Annotated in this window: 2 protein-coding genes; both read right to left on the reverse strand. The window is 44.4% G+C overall.

Annotated elements, in window-relative coordinates:
- Positions 1 to 18043 (reverse strand): hypothetical protein (locus tag IKG78_RS19735; protein ID WP_290947210.1); only part of this gene is annotated, 18043 nt, incomplete at its 3' end.
- Between the two features lie 908 nt (positions 18044 to 18951).
- A partial coding sequence (locus IKG78_RS19740; protein ID WP_290947213.1) for a T9SS type A sorting domain-containing protein occupies positions 18952 to 19190 on the reverse strand: 239 nt, incomplete at its 5' end.

The raw sequence follows: 19190 nt of genomic DNA on the forward strand, positions 1-19190 counted from the left end.
CTCTCCATGCGCCGTCCACCTGCGGATCCACCGTGCCAGAGACAACTCCATTGCCGTCATCGTAACTGTAAGAGAGACTGTAAGCGTCCGTTGCAATATCGTAGCCATTTTCGACTGTAGTGCGAGCGTTATCCACATAGAAGTCGAACGCGTCGCCCACGAGCGAAATTCCGGCAGAAGGCACCACATGGTGCAACGTATCGTTGCCGAACAGCTGATACAACGCAAAGTTCGTCGTATGAGCCGTGCCGTTTTCAAGCTTGATATTCGGCGTTTCCGAACCGCCCACCATTGTAGCACAGCCTTTCCAAATAGCGTAGAGAGTCTTAGCAGAACTTTCGTCCGTGTTGCCAGCAAAGAACTGGTAGTTATTGGCACTGAGCACCTTGTAGAGCGAATCGCTCGACGCAGAGAAATTAGCAGCCGCGACTTCGGACCAACCGGCAAAGCACTTGTCGCTATTGGCTTTATTGTAGTACGGTTTCCAAAGAACCACGGAATCCTTGTCCGTATCCATCTTGAGCGTAGCCGTCGAAGCTGCACCCACCGGCAGATACACATTTGCGGAATCAGCGGCAGAAGTAAGCGACAAGTCATACTTCACATAGACGGTGTTCAGCGGATTGAATTGGACATGCACTTCCGCAGCAGTCTTGTAGTCAAATTCACCGCCATTTTCCAACGCTGTAGAAACCGGTTGAGAAGATCCATCGTCATATTCATAAGACAGATGATCCAAGATATAACCGTCGTCAGCGACAGCGTTCACCTTCAACTTGACCCCAGCCCTATTCTCGCCGTAAGGAATCTTCAACGAACCGTCATCGGCAAGCGAATACTTCAATACGATAGAATCCGGATCGCTCGGCACTTGCTTTGTATAAGCTAACGTGCGAGTGAAATAGACCTCGCCAAAGCCGCTAGAATTATTGTCAAATTTCACGATTGTATAAGTCGATGCAACCGTACCGCTCGGGCATACCGCCGTATCCAAATCAGGAACGAGCACGTTGACGTAATCGCTGACATCTTCTGTAGAGGTCAAGAACTGCAATTCTTCCTTGATATCGCGGGCCTTGTGCGTTAAACCGGCAAGACCTTCAGGCTTCCAGTTGATGCGGCAACCGTCCGCATTGTACAGAGTCGGGACCTTGACCGTACTTGCGGTTACGTTGTCTTGCTTCGTGAACCAGTCAGTTTCATATTCTTCTGTAGGCGTGCCCACTTTTTCTTTGTTGCCGACATAGATTTGCCCATTGCGCATCGATTCCGGGATTGTAAATTCCAAATTGTAATGATACGGGATGTACGTCACTTTAAATTGCGGCCAAGAGTCGTAATTTAACATATCATCGGTTGAAATTTTCAGCTTATGAGTTGTAGCGTCATAGCCCCATCCTTCATTGGCGGGGGCAGCATCCCAACTATGCTCAAATCCCTGAATGACCATCTCATAGCCTAAATCCGGCTTTGTAGTTACATCGAAAATCAAAGTATCATATATGGAACTCGGATATAATAATTTGAGAGAATTCGGTTCAGGTTCTCCCTGCGAATTTTCAAAATAATGTCCATCAAAATCACCATTTTCAACCCAACGGGATTCTTGCTTGAATTCCATTGAACCGGCTTTCTGTGAAAGGACTATGCTTCCATGATAATCGTCTCTATTTGTCAACAAATTGCCATTGTCATCGTATGCATAGACGTTAATCAGGCCATGACTCGTTAAGTAAGAGGGTATTGAATAAAGCGTTATGTCCGTTATGTTGGCATCACCGTTTGTTGCCTGATACAAAACCGTAGAAGACAACCACATGTCACTATATTGTCTATCAGCACTCCACCACATACGGGAGAATGCACCATTTTCTTTAGAATAAGCATATAATTGAGGCAACCTATCTCCAGTGTGCATATTGAAGGTCGCCGTTGAAGACTCCCAAATATTAAGTGCACTCGAGGGGAATACAACCAACGAATCTTTATGGAACCAGTCATCAAAATCGAGCGTCACGCTATAAGCGTTTGATGTAATCGACGGTACGAACTTCAACTTGAAATCATTTAAAGATACAGAAGCACCAGTTTCCGCAAGTTTCGCAAGGCCCCTATAAATGGAATCCATGTAGGCCGTGTCGGTTGCGCTCAGATTTTCTACTTTCCAAATCTTGCTGGCATACCCAGATACAAACGCATCCGTACTTGCAAGAACATGTTTGTCGGTAGAGGTCACGACTTCGGGATTCGCGGTCGTTTCAAAGTTCGATTTTAAGCCGAATTCGAGCGACCACTTATCAAGTGTAAATCCGAAATTACCATTTTCCATAACAATGCCCTCGGCCATCGGCAACGGGTTATTGTTAGCGGAAGCATGAATGGTTCGCGTGACACTTATTTCTTTACCCCACGTACCATCGACATCATAACCGAATAAATGAATTATAACATAATCGTCGGTGCTATAACCGTTGTAACGCAAATCTTCATCCCCGGTATTTTCAACAGCAACCTTGTATTCTTTTTTCGATGTGTCAAAGGCGTAATACAGATGGAGCGTATCATTATACTTTGTCGAGAAATCCAAGGTTTTTATTGCATCTGGCAACTTATCGTAGCTAGTAAAATCGTTAAGAGTGCCGCGTAGAGGGCTTTCATTGGGGTCTTGGTTATTGATCTGGTAAGAACTCGGCCAAATCTCAAATACGTCTATAACAGCATTTAAAAGCGAATAGTATTCACCCACCATTAACGGAGGCACTATTGTCTTAGTACCGTCAAGCACGTATGTTGAAACCGGTATCTGCCTATATGCCAACTTATGCCCGTTGATTGTAGCATCTTGCACATCCTTTATAATTTGATCTGTGCTACTGTTGCAGTTATAGCCACCGATTTCTTCACAGAAGTGGTTTACAATGTGCAGTTCCTTGTGGAATTGAACTCTCCATGCTTGGGCGGCAGCAAACGCACCGTCTAGCGAGACATCGCTATTGGTAGTGGTATCGATAATCGAAACAGTACCACCGAGATTGCTGAACTTAGCCACGTCATCCTTGAAAGCGTCATTCAGTTTGCCGGTTTCGTCGGTGTAAGTAGTAATACCCTTCGAAACAGTATTAATACCGGAATCGGTGTTATAATACCAGTATTGAACATGGATTGCTTCGGGCTTGTGGGTCAAGCTGTTAAGCACGTCCGTAGAGAGCGGCAAATTCGTCGTTTCTAACGTGACCAAGTGGTTCGGCAGTCCGTTACCATTCGCAAATTTCGGGAGTTCCCCATCCTTTGCGACCCAAAGGGCAGGCTCCCCTCTGGATTCCAGATTATAGTTCAACAAGGCAGCAAATAGCCCCGATTTCATTTCGGCTGCACTAACAACGCCGTTTCCAAAATGTTTAGATGTCGTGGGATCATCGCCGACATCAGCAAAGAAATCCGCTAGATACTGGTGGATGTCTTGCGCCTGATCATAAAAATCTTTGAAATGGTGGCCCATCTTTCCGCCAACGGCCGGAACGCTTGTCGTCGCATTGCAGACGTTGCCAAAGACAGTCGGTTGACCCGAATACCAAGAATCTTGATTTGCATTGCCAGTGTAATCAATGCCGAATTTCGCATTGTCATTATCGCTTGTACTGAAATGGAAGTTGTTATATACAGAGTCGATGGAATTCGATTGAACGATGTAGGCCGCTAGAGAAGAACCTTGAATATTGCCTATGGTATAGGTGTTCTTGATTAATAAATTAGTGCCACTATACGCAATACCGCCGACATATACACCCGTAATGTCACCTTCAAAGCCAGCTTCAGATATAGCAGCATCACCGGAACCCATAATACCGCCAACATACGAGCCAGAAACATCGCCATTAAAGAAAACTTGGGTTATTTGTCCATATCCATATCCCATAATACCGCCTACGTATGTAGAACTATTAAGAGGAGCAGAAACCTTGCCCTTAACATTGACTTGGGAAACTTCAACAGAACCATTCGATTGACCTACAATACCGCCCACATAACCATAATTTGACGAGATATCCGCTTTTGCGATCTCCACATTTGAAATTTCTAAATAATCAGAACAGCCAACAAGGCCGCCAACACCGACTCCTTTTTGAGCATGATTAATGGAATCTCTCATCAACAAACTATCTACCGTTACATTGGAAATAAGCATATTGTTCGCATAAGAACTGATGCCAATAATACTGCCAAAACAGATTCCAGTGGTATTGGTAGAGTTCGAATTTCCCGATAACGATTGAATGGAAATATTTTTCAACTGGATGTTATCAACAACGTCACTCCCTGCATAAGATGCTGCAGCTATAACGCCAGCAAGACCCGTGCTATACAACTCGACATTTTCTGCAGATATATTTGTAATTTTTGTTATTGAATTAAAACCTTGATCGAGCCTTATCGATAAAACACCTACATCACGGCCTTCGATATGAACGTCCTTGAACTTTATATTTTGGACAAACACAGTATCACCATATTCACCACTGAGGTAATCAAACAGCGCAAAAGAAGAATCTAATCCAGAATCTCTGGAAACGGGCAAATGGCATAAGCCCTTGATGGTATGATTGTTACCTTCAACGCCTTTACTTATCGTATTAATCCATTTGCTCACCGTCAGCCTACAACTACGGCTATCCTTGTCATACCCACCGAAATCGATATCGCTATCCAAGATTAATTTTGGATATTTTGAATTAACACCTTGATTATAACTATCATATTTATAAACCAAGTCATCCCATTTTTTGAAATCGACATCAGCTTGCGGAGCCGTAACTTCTATTTGCGACAGATGGCATTCGCCGTTTTCGCCTTCATTAGAACATTCTAAATGGAAATACTCGTCACCGCCAAGGCTTACTTCATACGAAAAACCAGGCCAATTACTATAGCTATAAACTGTGGAAAAATCTTGAGCAGAACTCAATACATAATTTTGATTTCCATACCAAGAACCATTGGGGCCAGTTATAGACTCCACAAAATCGATTTCGTCTTGAGGTAGCTTGCCTTCGTTATTTGTAAAAAGCACCATTTCATAATATTTCTGATTATCCCCATTTTCAAAAGCAACTTCTACTTGACGATTTTCGGTCGTTTTAGCATTTTCCAAATTCGCCATAGAGGTCGCATCGGCAAAGGCATAGAAAGAATTCATGTGCAGAACAACTCTAAGAATTGGCTTGTTGTTGCCCTCCACAAACATCGGCAAGTTATCATTTTCGCCATCCACAAAAGTCCAAGCAGATCGCCCCCCTCCTTCCATAACTCTATCGGTGAGAGATCCTGCAAACCGACGCGATTTCATCATATCTTCAGAAATAATACCGTTACTATACTTCTTATTAGAATTGCTCCCAGTTCCTTGGATATAGCCATAGCAGTATCTAAAATCGCCATCGGCATCGAGAGTCGTTGCTCCTGTGGTTATAGCATTGCGGTAGTTGTCCGCAACACTGCTGCCGTCAACGCCTATAAGTGTGGTAGGTTCACGCCAGTCTGCAGCCGTCAAAACGTCCGAACCTCTTTGTCCGATACCCGAAACAACCAGAGCGTCGCTAGAACCATAATGGTAGTTCATATTTATGGTGAATTTGGTCGTTGCATTCGCCGTAGCGGTATTGTTCTTGCTAATCAAGCCAATCAAGTAACCACGAGAATCCGCTTCACTTGAAATATTGCCAATCACATAGTTATGGTAAATATCAATAACAGTCTGCCCATCATCAGCTTCCGTGAACGAACCGACAAGGCCGCCAACATCTTTATTGCCTCTGTCGGCAGTAATGGTCGCCAGCACCTTCGATTTATGAATCTTGAACGAAGAGCCTCCCGTTGCATTGCTCGACAAGACACTTCCCACAATGCCACCGGCATCACTGCCCCTAATGGAGCCGCTGACAGCGACATTTTCAAAAGCCACCTCTGGCGTGCCGTTTGTAATTTGTCCAAAGACGCCACCCGCAACACTATATTCATCTTCAAGATTTGCAGTAAGCCCACTTACCGATACACCAGAAACGCTTAAAGCATTGCTTTCAACAGAAGCTGAGCCTATGACACCACCGGCAGCATTAGCCAATACAGTGACATTTTCTACAGCAACATTGCTAACATTGTTCAAGCCATAAACAACACTGGCCACAGAACCGGCAACAGAACCCGACTTGAACACAGAATTTTTCACAGAAATATCTGTAATATCGCTCATTTCGGTTATAGGAGTCGTTGCAGCCCCCCTGTTATTATCAACGAGAATGATACCGACGTTGCGGCCATTTGTCCCTAAATCAAAATAGACACTGTCAAAGGAGACGTTCGTCAAATTCGCCGTCTTGTCCGTATAATAGACAAAACCCATGCTTTCTATTTGATCTGTGGTGTAGCAAAGTCCCTTTACCGTGTCACGTGTGCCAGCGACACTTTGGACAACGTCATTTTCGCCAAGCGTCAGGAACTTGCCCTTGAATGCATTCACGCCCGGGTTGCAGCTGTTGCTTTGGTCATCGAACCCGGCAAATACGATGTTCGAAGTCAAAGTAATTTTAGCTTGTTTGTTATCCAGCCAGTACTGGACGTAAGTGTAAGCGTCCGGGAAGACATCGTTTGCCGGGTCGTACTGAGCGTTTTGTCCGCTATGTTCGACACGTTCGTTGTACCAGTATTCGAAGCAAGTTTCGCCGTTTGCTACGGCAGTCGTCTTGTCCGAAGTTTGTTGCAAGTTCAAGTTATCGCCATCTTTTTCGAAGCAGAAGAACATGGACGGGACGCTAGATTCGTAGCGATATACCACGTTGTTGTTCGAAATCAGTTCGCTTGTGCTCAATGCCGGCGTGCCGGTCCAAGAGCCATTGGCATTGCCATCGCTACCCACCAAGAGGCTGTTGGCGAAATTGACATCGGAAGCATCGAGGAAGCCGTTGTCATTCGTATAAACAACGAATCCGTTATTGTTTTCGTCAATTTTTTCGATTTGGACGTTTCCGTTTTTCAACGCCAGTCTTTGAACAGCATCGGCCCTGTCGTTAAAGTCGTTAGTTTCAAACCTTACGGCGTAAAGCGGCTTGGCAGAACCTTCAACGAATACCGGCATGCCGTTATTGACGTTCGCATCGACGGTCCAGACGCCCTCGCCCAAGTTCAAGATGGCTGCCAGCTTTTTACCCATTTGGGCAGCAGGAATAACGCCGTTGTAATTATAAACGTCTTGTTTTTTCTGTGCATCATAAGTATAAACAGGCTTGTCGAAATTGACGAACAGCAAATCGCCGTCAGCAGGGAGATTTTCGTCCAAAGAAGCACTAGGCAAAGCGTTGCGGAAGTTACGGGCAACAACGCTGCCGGAGTTATCTTCATTTATATCGGCGTTAGACCAGTAAGCTTTAGACCAGTCAGATTTATAACCGACCCCATCAGTCCAAGTCGTCAAATCATCAGAACCCACGGACCCGATACCAGAGACAATATTATAATCGTTCGTTCCATAATGATAGTTGTCAGTGATGGTATATACGGTTTTCTCTGTTCCAGGATCACCAATATAACCGAACAGATAACCACGAGACTGGTTACTACTCGTTATATTGCCAATCACATAGTTCTGGCGAACATCAATTTTATTCTGTCCCGCTGTCGCAGTAGAGAAGCGCCCCACAAGGCCACCAATAATTTTATAGCTTCCATTCACAGTAATATCGGCCAAGACCTTCGTTTTCTGAATCTTGATAGAAGTTCCGGCCCCATTATTGTCGTGAGATTCAAATGTTCCCAAAAGGCCGCCGACCTCGTCATTACTGTTAATAATTCCGTTACTGATAGCAATGTTTTCGAACGTTAACGGCTTTGAGCAGCCCTTAATTCGACCAATCACGCCGCCAACTCTCGGATAAGTATCCCCTAGACCATCAACAGTCAGCCCATTTGCAGAGATGTTCTTCACCGACAATTCATCGGCACTGCAATTTGTACCAGAAACATCGTAGAAAGCCTGGACACCTCCGACTACGCCGCCAACGCCGTAATATGCACCAGAAAAATATCCAGTAATGTTACCATTTACAACAACGTTTTCAAGAACGATATTCTCTAATTTTTTCAGTGCAGGAACAAAACCCGCGATTGCGCCCACAGAGGCGTTCTTCGTTTTAAATATGGAATTGTTCACCGTTATATCGGTAATTTCGAATCCATGGTTGCTGCCATCGGCATCGCCAAAGAACATGAGACCGACATCATTCGGTATGTTGAAATACACACTGTCAAATGAGACATTGGTCAACTTCGCAGTAGCAGCATCAATTTTGACAAAGCCCTTGCCTTCTTGATTACTAATGTTGCAAAGGTCTTTTATTGTATAACGTTCGCCGTCCTTGCTCTTGAGAACATCATTTGCACCAAGCGTCAAGTACTGGCCCATGAATGCACTCGCGTTATTCACACAGGACGTATCTGTCGGATTACCGATATTGTCAAGGTTAATCTTATAGCCGGCAAATGCAATGTCCGACACCAAGGTTATCGTAGCTTCTTTATTATCCAGCCAGTACTGGACGTAAGAGTATGCGTCCGGGAACACGCCGTTTGCCGGGTCGTAATAGGTGTTGACCGGAGTCGCAGTGTGCATGGCGGCCGGGTCAAACCAGAATTCAAAGCAAGATTCATTAGCCGTTGCCGGGTCAGAGTCGGCATTAAGCTCTTGGCGGAATTCCAAATCATCGGTGCTACCGACTTGCTTGAAGCAGAAGTAGTTGGTAGCGGAGTTGTTCTTGTAGCGATAGACAACGTTGTCGCTGCTATATTGCTTGTTTTCACTCCACACCAATGAGCCTGCAACCCAAGAATCAGAACCGTCGTCTTTCAAAAGGCTTTTTACGAAAGAGACATCGGCAGCGTCGAGCTTGCCATCGCTATTCGTGAATACAATGAACCCGTTGCTGAACTCGTTCAATTTTTCGATCTGACGAGAACCGGCATTAACGGAATCTTGCAATACATTCTTTTGAAAGACATCGGCTTTTTCGTTGAAATAGTCTATAGCAAACTTTACAGGGTAAACAGGTTTATAAGTTGTTCCGTTTACAAACACAGGCATGCCGCTATTCTCGTTTGCATCGACCGTCCAAACCGGTTCGTCCATGTTCAGAACAGCAGCCAATTTCGCACTCGCCATCTGCTCTGCCGGAATAACACCGTTTTCGTACGTTTGATTCGAATTGTTGCCAGTCCCTTGGATAGAGTAATCCGCATTATACACCAAATTGCCATTTGATGCAAACTCGCTCGTTGCATTGCGGAAGTTACGAACGACATCGTAACCATAGCTGCTATGAGGGTTATCCCATGAGGAGAAGTTTCCAACGCCGCGCGATGAGTTGTCATCACCATCGCCATAATGGTAGTTGTCTTTCAAATGGAGGTTGCTAGTGCAGGGATAATTATAGTTTGAACGATAGTCTGTACAATACCCGACCAAATAACCATTACTGTTCAAATCCGGATTGCCTTGGTTATTTAGCGCTACGATACTGCCCTTCGTGTAGTTATGTTGAATGTTAATTTCAAGTTTATTTTCAAGAGAGGGATCAGAATTTTCATCCTTCTTGATCATACCCACAAGACCGCCAGCCGAAACAGAATAGCCACTGCTGAAACTAGCTTTAATATCGGATTCGACCATCGCATTTTTAATAGTAATTTTCGAGGACAAGCCCTCTGAGCTTATATTCCCCACAAGGCCGCCCAAACGGCCTCGTCCGCTAAAGCCGCTAGCGGATCCGCGGACAGAGATGTTCTGGAACGTAATATCACTATTGAAATCCTGATAATTAATCTCACCCATCACGCCGCCAGCATAATAGCTAGATCCAGACAGCGTAAGTTCGCTCACAGAAATATCGGACACCGTTAAATTTTTGCCTTTAGTTTTGTATGAACCAAAGAGGCCACCGGCAGATTGAGCAATTACAGAAACGCTATCTACAACTATATTTTTAACGTTTTCAACGCCTTTAGCGGATGCAGCAACAGCACCAGCTGTTCCCCATGCCGCTTTGAACGTCGAATTTTTAACGGTAATGTCCGCGATGTCGCTCATTTCGTAAGCTGTGTCCGAAACAATAATAATGCCAGCCTTGTAAGGAACATCAAAGTAAACGCTGTCAAAAGTGACGTTCGTCAAGTTCGCCGTATTAGGGTAATTACCAGCATAATAGGCAAAGCTCATGCTATCAAGAGAAGAAGATATAAAGCAAAGTCCCGTTATCGTATAACGTTCGCCAGCCATACTTTGGAAAATATCTTGGGAAAGCGCGAGGGATTTACCCTTGAACGCATTCGGAGCGTCAACGCAAGCCGTAGTTCCGTTATTATCGTACGTACCGGCAAATCGGATATCCGAAGTCAAGTGAACTTTAACGGAGTTGTCGTTTTGTTTATTCTGTATGAAAGAGTACGCATCCGGGAAAATGTCGTTATCCGGGTCGTACTCACTATTCGCCGGGTCTGTTACGGTATGCGTTTTGTTCTCGTCGTACCAGTATTCATAGCATTTTTCGCCGTTAGCCGAAGGGTTGGAGAAATCAACAACTTGACGCAATTCATATTCATGGCTATTAGCACCATCTTTAAAGCAGAAGTAGCTGGAAGCCCCCTGATACGTATAGACGTAACCGCCGTTATTATACACTGCGAGATTGTTGGCATCCAACGCAGGAGCATTCACTGGGCCAACCCAAGATGTGGTGACATTATCTGCAAGGCTGGTTACAAAACTGATATCGCTAGAATTGAGTTTGCCAGTGTTTTCAGTAAAGAGCACGATACCATTTTCTGTGGCACCTTCGACGTATTCCAAAGAACGCGTGCCAGCATTAATTGCCGTGTTCAAAGTGGCCTTTTGATCATCGCTGGCCATGCGATTGAAAGAATCCATGTTGAAGCGAACAGCGTAAATCGGCATGCGGTCGCCGGTAACAGCATTGACATCGGCAAAGAACGGCAAATCATTATTTACACCCGATGCATAAGTCCATTTGCTCCCTTCCCTGTTCAATACAGCAGCAAAGCGGACCGATTTCATGTCGTCGTCAGAAATCATGCCGTTGGCAAACTCATCCCCAGTCGAGATATTCACAATCGGTTTAGAAGCGTCATAACGCAACGAGCCATCAGGAATCACTACTGAATTTGAGCCGGTATTGCGGAAGTTGCGTGCGATTGTACCGGTATAATTAATAATAATTCCCGAACTAGGTTCTATAGAAGAAGGAACTGTTTTCCATTCGCTTTCAGTAAACAGAGCAAAACCAGAAACCACGGAAGCATCATTTGTTCCGAAATGGTAGTTATCAATAACATCGAATGCCAAAGAAGCTTTACCATAGAAGTATAAACCGTCAGCAATTAAATAGCCAAGAGAAGCAGTATTATCCTTCCCCTTTATATTTCCCTTCGTATATGTATTCTTAATGGACAGCAGCAAACGATGATTTACATTGGAGCCCCTAGAAGACACATTACCAACAAGGCCACCAGCGGCAACACTCCCCTCTAACGAGCCATCGACAGAAATATCACTGAGCGAAACCGGAATTTCTGTAGCTGAACCATCCCCCCAATCGAGCGAACCGACAACGCCGCCAACATTTTCGCCCTTTACAGTAACATTATTCAAGCGGAGTGCCGTAAGGTCGAGTGCACCATAATATTCGATAAATCCAACAACGCCGCCACCATAATTTGAATAACCATTAGGATTATCATAATTACAAATGATTTCGACATCACTTACGGTTACATTATGAACATCCGTCAATCCTTCCGCAGAGCCAACAACAGCACCCGCATAGGCATCACCATCTATACGCGTGTTTCGAACCGTCAAAGAATTAAGGCCGGAGCCATGTACAAATGTAACGTGGGCAAAAATGGCACCCGATGCACCATCTACACCGGTTTTGAAATACGAGTCATCCACGGTAATATTGCTGATTATTTTGCTAATATCACTACCGCTTAAAGCACTGGCTCGTGAGCCATCACCCTCCATCTTAAAGTAAACATTCTTGAAAGAGACTTGTTCAAAAGAAGCTTCGTTAAGCAACATGGCAAAATAAGCCTCTTCGGAAGGGGCACTAGACGTATAGCATAGCCCAGAAATCGTATCAACCTTGCCGGATTCGCTTGTGAACACGTCATTGTTGCCCAATTCCAGATATTTGCCCTTGAACGCGTTAAGAGCATCTAAGCAGACCGTATCAAGCGGATTGCTGTTATTGTCATAATTGATTTGCTTCCCGGCAAACTGGATATCCGATTTCAGAACAATCGTTTTCGTTGTAGTCGGATCCGCATTATTAGCATCCAACCAAGTCTGTACATAGGTACGGGCATCACAATCCGCAGGAGCGGTGCTGCGAGTCGTGCAATTGTCATTGAACCAGTAATCGAAGCACTTCATTGTACTGGTAGTGGGATTAGGACCGGCAACCGTCTGGCTAAAATTCAAGACATCATTCGTCGAGTTTGCTTCAAAGCAGAAGTAATTGACGGGGCCTCTGTACGTAAATAGCGCATTGCTTTTAATTTCTTGATCCAATCCATACGTTGCGTTATACCAGGAATTTTCAGAGCCTTCGAGGCCGTTTGCAACACCGAGGTCAACACTGGAAAGCTTGCCCGTGTTATCCGTAAATAGAACAATTCCGCTATGAGTATCGTCTATGGCTTCTATCGGATGGGAACTGACTGCCAAATTCCAATCATCCCTGAGAGAACTATTTGCATCAACTACAGCATCGAAAGAAGCGTAATCAAGGCCAACAGCGTAAATCGGCTTGCGGTCGCCGGTAGCGGCAGTTTCATCGGCAAAGAACGGCAACCCGTTGTTTTGGCTAGCATCCAAAGTCCATGCGCCCTCTTCCCTGTTCAAGACAGCCGCAAAACGGGGCGTTTTCATATCATCGTCAATAATCGAGCCGTTGGCATAAGTTACGTTCGAAGCGTCAATAATCGGTTTTGAAGCGTCATAACGCAAATCGCCAGTAGGAGCATACGGAGCCGAAACATCGTGGAAGTTGCGAGCGATGACACTGCCATTAATACCCCATACATTTTCATCAGTCGGATTCTTCCAGTCGGCATCTGGAATATCAGAAGCCGTTCCGGCATCTACGAAACTAGCAATTCCCAAACGCACGGGGTCAGAATCATCTGTTCTAAAATAATAGTTGTCTGTAATGTTGAGTTGATACGAATGATCACCATTTTTCAGCAAGCCGCCAATCAAGTAGCCAATTTCGGCACTAGTAAGAACATTAGGAGTAGCAATCCTTTTTATAGAGCCCATCGAATAAGTATTCTTAATATTAAGCTTAGCAACAACGCCATTTTGATCATGATCAACATAGCCCACAAGACCACCAGCATACAACAGGTTCACATTCTCCAACCTTAAGTCATTAGCCATAATATCAGCAAAAACAGAAACCTTCTGAATCGTAATTGAATAGTTTTCCGATTCCACAATCTTACCGATAATGCCACCAACATAAACACCTTTAATGGTGTTTTTAATGGTGTTGTTTACGGAGGCTTTTACAGAGATATTTTCAAATTTGACATGATTGTCATCCCAGCTTCGCACATAAGAACCAACAATAGCGCCTGCATTCTCGGCTTCAACTTCGACATCCTTCACGGTTACATTCGAAATACCAGCAATACCTACAGCAAGGCCAGCAATCGCGCCAGCGTAAGCATCTTTACCAATTCCAACGAATTTCGAGTTTTCAACAGTAATATTGCCATCCAATTTAGCGTTAGGACTTAATACAAAAAGTCCAACTTCGGTACCGCCACCAACTCCTCCCGACATCTTAAAGTAAACATCTGAGAAGGTAATATCAGTTACACTCGAGCCCTCCCCTACAGAGACAAACCAAAGTTGTGAACTACTTTCATCTCCAATAAAGCAAAGTCCAGATATGGTATGGCCATTACCATCAATTTTTTGGTTTCCCACCAATGAGATACCTAGAGCTCGACCGTGCAAAGCATTGGGAGCATCGACGCAAGCCGTATCAGAAGAATTACCATTATTAGAGATTTTCGTTCCGGCAAACACGATATCCGAAGTTAAAACGATTGTTACTTCACTATTACTCGTCTTTCTTTGAATATAGCTTCGTGCATCATAAATAGTCCCAGAGCTATGACTAGCCTTTAGATCGTACCAGTACTCAAAGCATGCTGTATAGCCGCTGTTAGGATCGGAAGCAGGATTAGAAGCAGCTTTCACCTGGCTAAAGTTCAATATACGATTCGCCATATTATCTTCAAAGCAGAAGTAGCGGGACGGAGCATACTTATAGAGGTAATCACCGTTGTCATACACCGTGGTGCTGCTGATGTCCTTTGTAGAGGCATTCGCCGAGCCGTCCCAATATGTGGGAGTTTCAACAAGGTCTTTTACAAAAGCGACATCGCTAGAACTGAGTTTGCCAGTGTTGTCCGTAAAGAGCACGAGACCATCATACGCAGCACCTTCGACATATTCCAACGAACGCGTACCACCTGAAATTGCCGTGTTCAAAGTGGTCTTTTGATCATCGCTGGCCGAACCATTGAATGCATCCATGTTGAAGCGGACTGCATAAATCGGCATGCGGTCGCCCGTAACGGCATTCACGTCGGCAAAAATCGGGAAACCGTCGTTTTGGCTTGCATCTAAAGTCCAAGCCCCCTCGTTCCGGTTCAAGATCGCTGCAAAAAGCGGCGTTTTCATGTCATTTTCATTAATCATGCCGTTGGCAAATCCGTCCGAACCATAAGCAATCGGTTTAGAGGAATCATAACGCAACGTGCCATCGGCAGCAGTATAAGGACTCACGACATTCATGAAGTTGTGTTTGATAGTCGCGTTAGTAAGTGTATAAGAAGGATCATTAAAAGGATCAGAAGGATTTTTCCAAATAGACGCATGCGAGCCTATACCTGTAATTGCTGTAGAACCGTTATCTGCAATATAATAGTTGCCGGTAATGTCATAGAGAGCATTGCTCCCTTGATTAACAATATCCAAACCGCCAATTAAATAACCGCTTTCACCCCCCGTCTCCGTAACAGAAATTTTACCATTCACATAGTTATAATTCATGTGAATAGGAGCGTCAAAATCATCAAAAAAACCAACAAGACCACCGCTGATATGGCCTCCAGCAAAGGTTCCTCTTATAGAATTGCGTCTAAAACGGCTATCACCTTCTCCATAAGCTTCAATATGCAGTTTTCCAAACAAACCGCCAACCGTATCGCCTGTTACTTTAGTTGTTCCATCGACTGTAACATTTGAAACATCAACATAACCACCATCAGGCGCACCATAATCAGTAAATTCCCTACCAATGACAGCGCCAGCGACATTAGAACCGTCAACAGTGACATTGTTGACCATAATATCTTGAATATAAAAGACTCTACCCGCATGCCCCATAACGCCACCAGCATGCATGCCTTTCACCGTCACGTTACTTACAGTTATATTTTTTAGGTTATCAATCCAGTTACTTTCATTCTCCATGTTGCCCACAACTGCACCGGCATATTTAGCTTCGAAATACGAATTCTCTACAGAAATACCCTCAAGGGAACTTATAGGTAGATCCCCCGTCGATACAACCCCCACATCAGTATTGTCGCTCTGGTTCAATTTAAAGTAAACATCCGAAAAATTCAGGTTCTTTACAAAAGTTTGATTGTTACTAGTATAACGCACAAAAGCAATTGAATTGTTTCCAGATTCATTCACATAGCAAAGGCCGGATATCGTATAATGTTTGCCATCTTCGTTCTTGAATACCTCTTGCTCATCCAGCTCCAAATATCCCCCCTTGAATGCATTGGGAGCATCGACGCAGCTCGTTTTTCCATTACCGTCCGTAAACTTTCCTGCAAACTGGATATCCGAAGTCACTACGATTGAATGAGATTGTGATAATTTGTCTTGAGCATAGGTTCGAGCGTCGTATCCACTCCCATCGTTCCAGTATTCAAAGCAAGTTTCGTCGTTCTCAGGTTGCGAAGTCTGGCGGAAATACAACGTGTCTTGAGCGGTATTTTCTTTAAAGCAGAATTTTTTGGAAGAACGGAACGTATAAGCGGCATTGCTCGAATACTCTGAATTGGCATCCAAAGCCGGAGTCCCGGATTGAGGATTCCAGAAGCCCCCTTCCTGAAGACCGCTCACAAACGACAGGTCTTCTGAGCTAAGCTTGCCGTCGGAGTCCGTAAAGAGCAACAAAGCCCTGTGAGTATCGTCTATTTTTTCTAGCTCACGGGTTTTGTTTGTAAGGGCCGTATTTAACTTGGTCTTGCCTTCGTCATCAGCATTATTGTAGAAAGACGCAGAATCAAAGCTCACCGCATAAACAGGCTTTGTATTTGCATCTATAAGAGTCGGCAAGCTGTTGGAACCTAGTACAGTCCAGTTCGCTTCGTCCCTGTTCAAAACGGCCGCGAATTTCGGGCTAGTCATCTGGGCAACCGGAATAACGCCGTTCAAATACGTTTTATTTGAATTATCCCCGGTACCCTGAATGCTGTAGCTATCATTAAACCTCAGGTTGCCGTTGGCATTAGAACCCGTCATTTCATTGCTGAAGTTTCGCTCGACAACGGAATTAGCAAGAGCACTACAATTGCTGGGATCAACATTGGCGATATTGAAATTTTCCCAACCACAAACGTTATCCCACTCACTACCAAAACCGGTGTATGCGAGGCTTCCGTCAGTGCCGTAATAATAGTTGTCATTTACGTGATATTCTGTATTTTTAGGGGCACCGGCCATCAAGTAACCGCAATACTCGCTTGGTGTAACATCATCGCGAGTCGCTCTTATTTTACCACTAATACTGTTATGTTGAATATAAAGCTTTACTGAAGCACTCGTAGAAAGACTACCGACAAGTCCACCTACCGAATAGTTACCGCGTTCTGACAAAATGTTTGCATTGACCTTCGTTTTCTTGATTGTAACCATATTGTCATTTTTCATTCTCCCCGCAAGGCCGCCCGCAATGCTACCATTTAAGGCGCCATTGACGTATATGTTTTCCAACACAAACGCACCAGACCCACCTCCAAGCTCACCAAACACACCGCCGACATAATTGTATGAGTTTTGACTTAGGTCAGCTGTAAGATTGCTGACCCTTATATCCGAAGCATTTAAAGCAAGAGAACCATTAGAAGCAACTATACCAATGACACCGCCTGTAGAATAAGCTTTTACAGTCACATTATCTACAACTATATTTTTCATGTTACCCACATGAGGAACATAACTTGCCACAGCACCCACAGCACTTCCTAAGCTTACATCCGCTTTAAACACCGAATTTTTCACGGAAATGTCAGTAATGTCGCTCATTTGGCTTACCATTTCATTGCCATTTCGAGCAAGAATAATGCCTACATCATTCCCGTAGCGTTCCAAATCAAAGTAAACGTTATCAAAAGAGACGTTCGTCAAATTTGCCCCTATACCACCATAATAGACAAAACCGATATATTGATCTCCACTTTGGTTGGACTTGAAGCAAAGCCCTTTAATAGTATCACGCGTACCAGCCTGGCTTTGAATGGTATCATTTTCGCCCAGCGTGAGGTATTTGCCCTTGAAAGCATTAAATTCAAGCTCCGCACAATCGCCGTTTTGGTCTTGCCCCGCAAACTCGATATTCGAGGTGAGGATAATCTTCTTCCTTTCGTGTGAGTTCAGCCAATTTTGGGCGTGGGAGTAAGCATCGTAAACGCCATCGTAATACCAATGTTCAAAACAGTCTTCACCACTAGGTTTAGTGATAGCCTGGTGGAACAATAAGTTTCCGTCCATATCATTGCTGAAACAGAAGTATTTGATGGGGGTATCAGCCCAAGTTGTGGATACGAACGAAAGGACCATTAAAATGGCCACGACAATCCCATAAAAATTTTGATTTTTGTTCATAAAAAATCTTCAAAAAAAGTGTTTTAGACCAAATATAATTAAAATGTTACACAAATAAAAGATATCGCCCAAACAAGGTCTATTTTGTGAGCTACCATACATAAAGTTCTTTTTACAATCAAGAAAAATTGCGAAAAACGGAAAAAAACACCAAAAATACGAAAGGAACGTGTATCACGGAGGTGAAAACGTGTACCGCAAAGGGACATGTGTTTCGTAGGGGAAAACGTGCATCGCTGACGTGTTCCGCAGGGGTGCCGTGTTCTGCCGAGAGAGCCGTGTTCCGCAGAGGGAAACGTGTACCGCAAAGGGACATGTGTTTCGTAGGAGGAAACGTGTTCTGCCGAAAGTGCCGTGTTCCGCAGAGGGAAACGTGTACCGCGGGAATGCGAAATGTTCTGCAACAGCTGTTGGAACAGCACTTGAAATTGTTCCATTTACATTTGATAGCTTTCGAATGCAGTTTTAAGGGCTTTTACATCGCATTTTTGCGATTTTATGCTACTAAATCGAGTTTTTGCAGATTTAGTAGCACAAAATGTACCGACAAACTTCTTTTTCCTCACAAAAATGTTTAATTTATTCACAACAATATGCTACTAAAACAGGATTTTTTGAATTTTAGTAGCACATTTTTGCAAAAAAAGGCCCAATCCAGTCAATTTCTGCTTTCGCATTTCAAGACTTAACTGGATCCTTCCTCCCTTTGGTCGTCAGGATGACGCATTTCTGCAGTATCGTTCTGGGTGACGCGTCCGATTGTGCTGTTCAGGACGAATCCAACAGTGACGTTGTGGACGCATTCGCGGTGCCGTTCTGGTCGCGTTCTGCAGTGCCGTTTAGGATGACGAAAGGCACGGGGGTTAGCCCCGTGCCTTGTTGATTATGAATTTCCAGCGTCTCTTAGCTTACTTCACGAGGATCCGCTGCGTCAGCTGGGCTGAGCCCACGCGGACGCGGAGGATATAGACGCCGTTCTTCGGAGCATCCATAGCGACCTTGTTCGTCCCGAACATGGACCTTGCAGAAGCTGTCGCGACTACGCCGCCCTTCGCGGTCAGGAGTTCTACCCTCGTGCTTTCATCGACGAGTTCGTCAGGAACTTCGAACGATACGTGCAGCTGGTTGCCAAGCTTCGCAGAGCGGA

It is taken from the genome of Fibrobacter sp. (assembly GCF_017545445.1).
In the GTDB taxonomy this organism is placed as follows: domain Bacteria; phylum Fibrobacterota; class Fibrobacteria; order Fibrobacterales; family Fibrobacteraceae; genus Fibrobacter.